Raw genomic sequence first — 8,557 nt, forward strand, 5'->3', positions numbered from 1 at the left:
CCTGTCGGAGTTAGACCTGTTAGGTGCCTGAACCGAAATTCAGGCACCTCTGTGACGAGTGCTAACTGCACAATCAAGCTGTAGTAATTACTTTTCTTCCAGCTCGATGTTGATACCCAGTGAGCGGATCTCTTTCAACAATACGTTGAACGATTCCGGCATGCCTGGTTCCATCTGATGATTACCATCCACGATGTTTTTATACATCTTGGTACGGCCATTAACGTCATCAGACTTCACGGTCAGCATTTCCTGCAGAGTATAGGCAGCACCGTATGCTTCCAGTGCCCACACTTCCATCTCACCGAAGCGCTGACCACCGAACTGCGCCTTACCACCCAGCGGTTGCTGAGTAACCAGGCTATAAGAACCGGTAGAACGCGCATGCATCTTGTCATCGACCAGGTGGTTCAGTTTCAGCATGTACATATAGCCAACGGTAACCTGACGCTCAAATTGCTCGCCGGTACGGCCATCGAACAGAGTGATCTGACCAGAAGTTGGCAGTCCACCCAGCTGTAACAGTTCCTTGATCTCTTTCTCTTTCGCACCATCGAACACTGGCGTTGCGATTGGCATACCTTTTTTCAGGTTCTCTGCCAGACGCAGCACTTCGTCGTCAGTGAAGGTATTCAAATCAACCCTCTGACGGACGTCGTCGCCCAGATCGTAGGCTTTCTGGATGAACTCACGCAGCTTGCTGACTTCTTCCTGCTTCTTCAGCATGGCATTGATTTTTTCACCAATACCTTTGGCAGCCATACCCAGGTGGGTTTCCAGAATCTGACCGATGTTCATACGAGATGGAACACCCAACGGGTTCAGAACGATGTCTACCGGCGTACCGTTTTCATCGTAAGGCATATCTTCGATCGGGTTGATCTTGGAGATAACACCTTTGTTACCGTGGCGGCCTGCCATCTTGTCACCCGGTTGAATCTGACGTTTAACAGCCAGATACACTTTGACGATCTTCAGCACGCCTGGCGCCAAATCATCACCCTGGGTGATCTTACGACGCTTGGCATCCAGTTTTTTCTCAAAATCGGATTTCAGTTCGTCATATTGCTCTGCCAACTGTTCCAGTTGGTTTTGCTTGTCTTCATCAGTCAGCGACAGTTCCAGCCAGCGATCGCGTGGCAGTTTGTCCAGCTTCTCAGCTTCGACACCACCAGAAACCAACGCAGCTTTGATACGTGCAAACAAACCAGCTTCAAAGATTTGCAGCTCTTCAGTCAGATCTTTCTTGACCTGCTTCAGCTGCATCTCTTCGATTTCCAGCGCACGTTTGTCTTTTTCTACGCCATCACGGGTAAACACCTGTACGTCAATAACCGTACCGGAAACACCGTTTGGTACACGCAGAGAAGAATCTTTAACGTCAGACGCTTTCTCACCGAAGATCGCACGCAACAGTTTCTCTTCTGGCGTAAGTTGGGTTTCACCTTTCGGCGTTACCTTACCAACCAGAATGTCACCGCCAGTCACTTCAGCACCGATATAAACGATACCGGATTCATCCAGTTTGGAGAGCGCAGCTTCACCCACGTTAGGGATGTCGGCAGTGATCTCTTCAGGCCCCAGTTTGGTGTCACGAGACACACACGCCAGTTCCTGGATATGGATGGTCGTGAAGCGATCTTCCTGTACTACGCGTTCGGAAACCAAAATGGAGTCTTCGAAGTTGTAGCCGTTCCACGGCATGAACGCGACGCGCATGTTCTGACCCAGCGCCAGTTCACCCAGATCGGTGGACGGGCCATCTGCCAGCACGTCACCGCGCTCGATCGGCTCACCCAGAGAAACACACGGCATCTGATTGATACAGGTGTTCTGGTTGGAACGGGTGTACTTGGTCAGGTTATAAATATCGATACCTGCTTCGCCTGGATACATCTCTTCATCGTTAACTTTGATAACGATACGGGAGGCATCCACGTACTGAACAGTACCACCGCGTTTGGCTACGGCAGTTACACCGGAGTCAACAGCAACAGCACGTTCCATACCAGTACCAACCAGCGGCTTATCAGCGCGCAGAGTCGGGACTGCCTGACGTTGCATGTTCGCACCCATCAATGCACGGTTGGCGTCATCGTGTTCCAGGAATGGAATCAGAGAAGCACCAACGGATACGATCTGCTGGGTTGATACGTCCATATAGTCAACTTGATCGCGGCTAAACAGGCTCGATTCGCCTTTGCTACGGCAAGTAACCAGGTCTTCTATAAAGCGGCCATCGTCGTCCAGGTTGGAGTTCGCCTGAGCGATAACGAAGTTGCCTTCTTCAATAGCAGACAGATAATTGATTTCATCAGTCACCAGACCGTCACGAACACGACGATATGGGGTTTCAAGGAAACCGTACTCATTGGTCTGCGCGTACACAGACAAGGAGTTGATCAGACCAATGTTTGGACCTTCCGGCGTTTCGATAGGACACACACGACCATAGTGCGTCGGGTGTACGTCTCGAACTTCGAAGCCCGCACGTTCACGGGTCAAACCGCCTGGGCCCAATGCAGAAATACGACGCTTGTGCGTAATTTCTGACAGCGGGTTGTTCTGGTCCATAAACTGTGACAGTTGGCTGGAACCAAAGAACTCTTTAACCGCCGCCGAAATTGGCTTGGCGTTAATCATATCCTGCGGCATCAGGGTGTCGAGATCGCCCAGGGAAAGACGTTCTTTCACTGCACGTTCCACACGCACCAGACCGACGCGGAATTGGTTTTCTGCCATTTCGCCGACAGAACGGATACGACGGTTGCCCAAGTGGTCAATATCATCCACTTCGCCACTACCGTTACGGATACCGATGAGCTTCTTCATCACCTGAATGATGTCGTCTTTGCTCAGGATACCGGAACCTTCGATCTCGTCACGCAGCAGGGAACGGTTGAACTTCATACGACCCACCGCTGACAAGTCATAGCGGTCTTCGGAGAAGAACAGGTTCTCGAACAAGCTTTCTGCAGCTTCACGTGTCGGCGGTTCACCAGGACGCATCATACGGTAGATTTCTACCAAAGCGCTCAGGCGATCGCTCGTTGGATCGACACGGATAGTCTCAGACATGTACGCGCCGTGATCCAGATCGTTGGTGAACAACGTCTCGATGCGTTTGTGGCCGGACTGGCTCAATTTGGCCAACAGATCCAGTGACAGCTCCATGTTGGCTGCACAGATCAGTTCGCCGGTATTTTCGTCAATATAATCTTTCGCAACCACTTTGCCCGCGATGTATTCAACCGGCACTTCGATACGATCAATATTGTCTTTTTCAAGCAGACGAATGTGACGAGCAGTGATACGACGGCCTTTCTCGATATAGACCTTGCCACCCGCTTCGATATCAAACGAAGCAGTTTCACCGCGCAGACGTTCTGGAACCAGCTCCATCTGCAGCTTATTGTCACGGATTTCGTAGACAACTTTCTCGAAGAACAGATCAAGAATCTGCTCAGTGGTGTAGCTCAGCGCACGCAGGATGATGGTCGCTGGCAGTTTGCGGCGACGGTCAATACGTACGAACAGGTTGTCTTTCGGGTCAAACTCGAAATCCAGCCATGAACCACGGTAAGGGATGATACGTGCGTTATAGAGCACTTTACCCGATGAGTGGGTTTTACCCTTATCGCTATCAAAGAAGACACCAGGACTACGATGCAGCTGAGATACGATAACCCTCTCAGTACCGTTAATTACAAAGGTACCGTTTTCGGTCATGAGCGGAATTTCGCCCATATAGACTTCTTGTTCCTTGATGTCTTTAACCGTACCTTCCGGTGCTTCCCGCTCGTAAATCACCAGGCGCAGTTTTACGCGCAGTGGTGCAGAATAAGTTACACCGCGGATCTGGCATTCTTTAACATCAAATACCGGCTCACCAAGACGGTAGCTAACGTATTGCAGCTCCGAATTGCCACTGTAGCTCTGGATAGGAAAAACAGAACGGAATGCCGCTTCAAGGCCGTACTGTCCTTCGGGATCTTGCTCGATAAACTTCTGGAACGAGTCAAGCTGGATAGAAAGGAGATAAGGTATGTCCAGAACTTGTGGACGTTTACCAAAATCCTTACGAATGCGTTTTTTCTCGGTATAGGAGTAAACCATAGGGTTCCTCAGCTCGCTGATCAGTGACCCACTCTGTCCGTCCTAAAAGGACAGTTCATGCAACACCGTTTATGTCGATCGGAAAGTCGAAACACTTTCCGTAATACTTGATTCCATCACTCTTAAATCATTTCATTGTTCTTTGAACCAGAGCGGGCCGGATCAGGGAGAAACAGTATATTAAGGCGTATACAGAAAAAAATATTAAGGTTTATCAGTGACTAAACAGTGTGAAATGTCACTGGGACCTTTACAGCGCAAAAAGGCTGGTGACCCAAAAGTCACCAGCCATCAGCCTGATTTCTCAAGCTGCAACTGAAAGAGTTGGCTTATTTAACTTCAACTTCAGCGCCAGCTTCTTCCAGGGTTTTCTTCAGAGCTGCAGCATCGTCTTTGCTGATGCCTTCTTTCAGTGCTGCTGGCGCAGATTCTACCAGGTCTTTCGCTTCTTTCAGACCCAGGCCAGTTGCGCTACGAACTGCTTTGATTACAGCAACTTTGTTCGCGCCAATGCCTTTCAGCACAACGTCAAATTCAGTTTTTTCTTCTACAGCTTCAGCAGCAGCAGCAGGACCTGCAGCAACAGCAGCAGCAGAAACACCAAACTTCTCTTCCATAGCGGAGATCAGTTCTACGATTTCCATTACAGACAGAGCTGCAACGCCTTCAATGATTTGGTCTTTAGTGATAGTAGACATGTCAAATGTTCCTAAAATTCAGAGATAGTTTATACGTAAGCATAACAACGAGAAAAGAAAGGCTGATTAAGCAGCAACAGCTTCTTTCTGATCGCGCAGTGCAGCCAGAGTGCGAACCAATTTGCCAGCAGAGGCTTCTTTCATGGTTGCCATCAGGCGTGCGATTGCTTCATCGTAAGTAGGCAGAGTTGCCAGGCGGTCAATTTGTGCCGCTTGGATCAATTCGCCTTCAAAGGCCGCAGCTTTAACCTCAAATTTTGCATTCGCTTTCGCGAACTCTTTGAACAGACGGGCAGCAGCGCCAGGGTGTTCAGTAGAGAATGCAATCAAGGTTGGACCGACAAACGTGTCTTTCAGGCATTCGAATTGAGTGCCGTCAACGACGCGACGCATCAAGGTGTTGCGAACAACACGCATGTAAACGCCAGCTTCACGACCTGCTTTACGCAGTTCAGTCATTTTATCTACAGTTACGCCACGGGAATCCGCAACAACTGCAGACAGCGCGCCTTTGGCTACTTCGCTGACTTCAGCAACAATCGCTTGTTTGTCTTGAAGATTTAATGCCATTAGCTTTTTGCTCCTGGATTTGGCCGGGGAAAATCCCCCGGAACTCACTTCATCTATCATCGAAATCGAGATAGATGCTTACACACGGTGAGCAGAATCCAGCAAAGACCATTCTTGTTCTTTATAAAAACAACAAAGAAAATTTTCTTTAGGCTCTGTCACCGTCTACGCAGGAAAATTAAGCATTTTTCAACGCACCTGCGGTCTTGGACGGAGGCCTGGATAGGCCAGGCTCCAACCGAAAAATTCTTGGTTCCGCAATAGCAGAACAACGGGCGATAGATTCTAGACAAATCTTTCGCCCGCGTAAAGCAGAAAATGCACGCAGCGAATTAGTTCGCTACTGCGTTCAGACCGCTTTGATCAACTGCAACACCTGCACCCATCGTGGTAGACAGGCTGACTTTCTTGATGAAAACGCCTTTTGCCTGGGAAGGCTTGGCTTTTTTCAGGGCAATCAACAGAGCTTCCAGGTTTTCTTTCAGCTTGTCAGATTCAAAGTCAACTTTACCAATGGTGGTGTGGATGATGCCGTTTTTGTCGTTACGATAACGAACCTGACCTGCTTTAGCGTTTTTCACTGCTTCAGCAACGTTAGGAGTTACAGTACCTACTTTCGGGTTTGGCATCAGGCCGCGTGGACCAAGAATCTGGCCCAATTGACCAACAACGCGCATTGCATCCGGGGAAGCAATAACAACGTCGAAGTTCATTTCGCCTTTCTTGATCTGTTCAGCCAGATCTTCCATACCTACCAGGTCAGCGCCAGCAGCTTTAGCCGCTTCAGCGTTAGCACCTTGAGTAAATACAGCAACGCGTACAGAGCGACCGGTGCCATGTGGCAGAACGGTTGCACCACGAACGTTTTGGTCTGATTTACGAGCGTCGATGCCGAGATTAACAGCAACGTCAACGCTTTCTACGAATTTAGCAGTGGCCAGCTCTTTCAGCAGGGCAACGGCTTCGTTGATGTCATACTGTTTAGTTACATCAACTTTGTCACGGATCACGCGCATGCGCTTGGTCAGCTTAGCCATTTATTAATCCTCCACTACCAGGCCCATGGAACGAGCAGTACCTTCAATGGAGCGCACCATGGCTTCCATATCAGAACCAGTCATGTCCGCAGCTTTGGTTTCTGCGATTTCACGAACCTGCGCACTTGTCACTTTACCGACTTTGTCTTTGTTCGGTTTGCCGGAACCAGACTTGACGCCAGCTGCTTTCTTCAGCAGAACTGCTGCAGGCGGGGTCTTGGTAACGAAAGTGAAGGAACGATCAGAATAAACAGTAATAACAACAGGGATCGGCAGACCTTTTTCAATGCTTTCAGTCTTGGCATTGAACGCCTTACAGAATTCCATGATGTTAACACCCTGCTGACCCAGAGCCGGACCTACCGGTGGACTCGGGTTAGCCATGCCAGCTGATACTTGCAGCTTGACGTAGGCTTGTACTTTCTTAGCCATCTATATTTCCTCGATTTGGGTGATATCGCCTCAATGAGGCTCCCCGTTCGTGCAATTATGAAGTCCTGCTACTTGAGCAGCACCTAAAAACAAAAGGCGCGAAATTATAGTTTAATTTCGCGCCTCATACAACAATCTAATCACTGGCTATGGTGAAAAGATGATCAGCCTTTCTCTACCTGACCGAAGTCCAGCTCTACCGGTGTCGCACGACCAAAAATGGACACAGACACTTTCAGGCGGCTCTTTTCATAATCCACTTCTTCGACAACGCCGTTAAAGTCAGCAAACGGACCATCGTTGACGCGTACCAGTTCACCCGGTTCAAACAGCGTTTTAGGACGGGGTTTATCACCCACTTGCTGGAGACGATTCATGATCGCATCCACTTCCTTATCACTGATTGGTGCCGGACGATCGGAAGTCCCGCCGATGAAGCCCATAACACGCGGTACGCTACGCACCAAGTGCCAGCTGGCATCATTCATCACCATCTGAACCAGGACGTAACCAGGGAAGAACTTGCGTTCGCTCTTACGGCGCTGGCCACCACGGATCTCAACAACTTCTTCCGTAGGTACCATCACTTCGCCGAACAGCTCTTCCATGTCGTGCAATTTGATATGCTCGCGCAGGGATTGTGCTACGCGGCCTTCAAAACCGGAAAACGCCTGAACGACGTACCAACGTTTCTTTGGAGCTTCAGACATCTTAGAACCTCAGGCCAGTAATAAACGAGACCAGGCGGACCAGAATGCCATCCAGCCCCCACAAAATCAGTGACATCACGGCAGTTACCGCGGCAACGATTAACGTGGTGTGCAGCGTTTCCTGGCGAGTCGGCCAAATAACTTTACGCACTTCCGTGCGTGCTTCGCGGGCAAACGCTACGGTGGCCTTGCCTTTGGTCGTCATCAGTGCCACTGCACCAGCGATAGCAATAACAATGACGACGGCCAGCGCACGCAGTGGCAGGCTGAATTCGCGGTAATAATAATTACCTACGATAGCCACAACCAGCAGAATGGCAACCACCACCCATTTTGTTGCTTCCAGGCCGCGCCCGCTCCCTTGAGCATCGGTATTCGCACTCATAAACCAACCTGTCACAATGATTCAGAACAAACAACTTTGCCTCGCTCTGCGAGGCAAACCAAACCGGTCTATGCTCACTACACGCGCATAACTCGGTGTCTTACGCTAATAGTTCAGAGCCCATCTCACCAATGATTATGACGCAAAAATCGCTGATGAGATAGGTTCTAATGCCACAGCGTAGAAAAGGGCATCGAATGATGCCCTTTTATTGCGTGTTGCGTCAAATATTATCAGCGATTACGCGATAACTTTAGCAACTACACCGGCACCAACAGTACGGCCGCCTTCACGGATTGCGAAACGCAAACCGTCGTCCATTGCGATTGGATGGATCAGGGTGACAACCATGTTCACGTTGTCGCCTGGCATTACCATCTCTACGCCTTCTGGCAGTTCGATGGTGCCCGTCACGTCTGTTGTACGGAAGTAGAACTGTGGACGGTAGCCTTTGAAGAACGGAGTATGACGGCCGCCTTCATCTTTGCTTAGAATATAGACTTCTGAATCAAAGGTGGTGTGTGGCTTGATTGAACCTGGTTTCGCCAGGACCTGACCACGTTCGATTTCTTCACGCTTGATACCACGCAGCAGAACACCAACGTTCTC

8 protein-coding genes are annotated in these 8,557 nt (G+C 49.6%); all 8 read right to left on the minus strand.

Going from position 1 to position 8,557, the window contains the following annotated elements; translation table 11 throughout:
• Positions 1–87 precede the first annotated feature (87 nt).
• Positions 88–4,116, minus strand: coding sequence for a DNA-directed RNA polymerase subunit beta (gene rpoB / locus DRI82_RS22160; protein ID WP_114196079.1), 4,029 nt, complete (start codon positions 4,114–4,116; stop codon positions 88–90).
• Positions 4,117–4,445: 329 nt separating this feature from the next.
• Positions 4,446–4,814: a 50S ribosomal protein L7/L12 gene (gene rplL / locus DRI82_RS22165; RefSeq protein WP_114196080.1), complete on the minus strand. Its 369-nt coding sequence runs from the start codon at positions 4,812–4,814 to the stop codon at positions 4,446–4,448.
• Positions 4,815–4,880: 66 nt separating this feature from the next.
• Positions 4,881–5,384 (minus strand): 50S ribosomal protein L10, encoded by a 504-nt coding sequence (gene rplJ / locus DRI82_RS22170; RefSeq protein WP_114196081.1) that lies wholly within the window; start codon positions 5,382–5,384, stop codon positions 4,881–4,883.
• A 332-nt stretch (positions 5,385–5,716) separates the two neighbouring features.
• On the minus strand, positions 5,717–6,421 hold the full coding sequence (rplA, locus tag DRI82_RS22180) for a 50S ribosomal protein L1 (protein WP_114196082.1): 705 nt from the start codon (positions 6,419–6,421) through the stop codon (positions 5,717–5,719).
• A 3-nt stretch (positions 6,422–6,424) separates the two neighbouring features.
• Positions 6,425–6,853 (minus strand): 50S ribosomal protein L11, encoded by a 429-nt coding sequence (gene rplK, locus DRI82_RS22185; RefSeq protein ID WP_114196083.1) that lies wholly within the window; start codon positions 6,851–6,853, stop codon positions 6,425–6,427.
• A gap of 164 nt (positions 6,854–7,017) precedes the next feature.
• Positions 7,018–7,563: a transcription termination/antitermination protein NusG gene (gene nusG / locus DRI82_RS22190; protein WP_009639145.1), complete on the minus strand. Its 546-nt coding sequence runs from the start codon at positions 7,561–7,563 to the stop codon at positions 7,018–7,020.
• 1 nt (position 7,564) lies between these two features.
• Positions 7,565–7,948 (minus strand): preprotein translocase subunit SecE, encoded by a 384-nt coding sequence (gene secE / locus DRI82_RS22195; RefSeq protein WP_114196084.1) that lies wholly within the window; start codon positions 7,946–7,948, stop codon positions 7,565–7,567.
• Positions 7,949–8,188: 240 nt separating this feature from the next.
• Positions 8,189–8,557, minus strand: a 369-nt coding sequence (locus DRI82_RS22200) for an EF-Tu C-terminal domain-related protein (protein ID WP_484068171.1), incomplete at its 5' end; no start/stop codon positions are given.

Source organism: Edaphovirga cremea, from assembly GCF_003332275.1.
Classification (GTDB): domain Bacteria; phylum Pseudomonadota; class Gammaproteobacteria; order Enterobacterales; family Enterobacteriaceae; genus Edaphovirga; species Edaphovirga cremea.

Bases quoted from the DNA above. Each gene is read 5' to 3' on its own strand.
- rpoB (WP_114196079.1), bottom strand. From the start codon at position 4,116: ATGGTTTACTCCTATACCGAGAAAAAACGCATTCGTAAGGATTTTGGT.
- rplL (WP_114196080.1), bottom strand. From the start codon at position 4,814: ATGTCTACTATCACTAAAGACCAAATCATTGAAGGCGTTGCAGCTCTG.
- rplJ (WP_114196081.1), bottom strand. From the start codon at position 5,384: ATGGCATTAAATCTTCAAGACAAACAAGCGATTGTTGCTGAAGTCAGC.
- rplA (WP_114196082.1), bottom strand. From the start codon at position 6,421: ATGGCTAAGCTGACCAAGCGCATGCGCGTGATCCGTGACAAAGTTGAT.
- rplK (WP_114196083.1), bottom strand. From the start codon at position 6,853: ATGGCTAAGAAAGTACAAGCCTACGTCAAGCTGCAAGTATCAGCTGGC.
- nusG (WP_009639145.1), bottom strand. From the start codon at position 7,563: ATGTCTGAAGCTCCAAAGAAACGTTGGTACGTCGTTCAGGCGTTTTCC.
- secE (WP_114196084.1), bottom strand. From the start codon at position 7,948: ATGAGTGCGAATACCGATGCTCAAGGGAGCGGGCGCGGCCTGGAAGCA.